Genomic DNA, 1,192 nt, shown 5'->3' on the forward strand with positions numbered 1-1,192 from the left:
CTAGGGTGGCCACGAGGTCTCCGGGACATTGGTCTTCTTGGTCGAAGAACCACCTACCGGAGACCTCACTGCGTCCCGGGCACCGACACGCCAGACCGCACGATCACTTACAAAACAGGCTCTAGGCCATAGATCATGGCGGTCTGCGCCTCACCGAAAAGGCGCGAACCGTCCAGGTCCATGCCGGCGAGCACCTGGTCGACCGAGCCGAGGTCGGAGAAGAACGCGGTCCCAGGGGAATGAACGACCTGGTAGCCGTCGACATACAGATCGATCGAACCCCGCCCGCTGACCAGGCAGATGTCATGCCATTCGCCGTCGTCCCAGCGCCCGGGGGCACGGACCTGGGCCACCACGTCGGACTCGATACGCACGCAGTAGACGAGGTCGCCGGATTCCACACTCAGACGCAGCACGCCCAGGGAGCCGCGAGCGGCCACGATGACACCGCCCTGGCCTTGCCCGCGCGTGCGGAACCGGGCGCGAACCGCGCCGGCGCTGAGTTCGCCACAGCGCCGGGCGTCGCGCGCGGACAAGGCCGCGGCGGCGAACTCCACGAAGGGTCTCACCGCCGCGGACCGCGCGACGACGGCGTGCGGGGTCAGGGGCGCGTCCCATACGACCAGGCGCGTCACGTCCATGATCCCGTCGGGGTCCATCACGATCCGGCACACACGGATCTGAGAGAACCAGGCGCCGAGGGTGGTCGAGAAGGCTTCGTAACCGTCTACATGGACGTGGGTCCCCATCCCGTCGACGGTCAGCCCCAGTGTGTGCACGACACCGTCGTCCAGGCCTAGTGCGTCCTCGGCGTCGAGGACGCGCACTTCAGGGCCGAGACGCGCCTCACCGAGTAGCCGCCCACCGGAGATCGACAGGTTCACTGAACCGTTCTCGCCGTCGATGGCGAGAAGGGGGCCGTCGATGGAACTCGCGACATCAAAGAGCAGCGTGCCGGATTCAAGACCGGATAGTGCCGAGAGGTCAGCAACAGCCGCCTGAATAGATCTGAAGTCTCCGCTGACGTCGATGATCGGTGTGGCAGTCGAAGTGGGCACGGTGGGTCCCTAAGATCGTTTTGTCTGGAGTGAGTCGCTCTGGATGCCCAGGGCGACGGGGTGTGGCTGATGGTTGTTTGCCGCTGTTGTGGCTTGAAAGGAATGGCCGCCTCGTCGCCCTGGACGCCCTGGCC

Annotated in this window: 1 protein-coding gene; it reads right to left on the reverse strand. The window is 65.9% G+C overall.

All coding sequences use genetic code 11. From position 1 onward, the window contains the following. Nucleotides 1-107: 107 nt before the first annotated feature. Nucleotides 108-1,058, reverse strand: coding sequence for a LamG domain-containing protein (locus tag ETD96_RS44005; RefSeq protein WP_138642383.1), 951 nt, complete (start codon nt 1,056-1,058; stop codon nt 108-110). Between the last annotated feature and the right edge of the window lie 134 nt (nt 1,059-1,192).

This window comes from Actinomadura geliboluensis (assembly GCF_005889745.1).
GTDB lineage: Bacteria > Actinomycetota > Actinomycetes > Streptosporangiales > Streptosporangiaceae > Spirillospora > Spirillospora geliboluensis.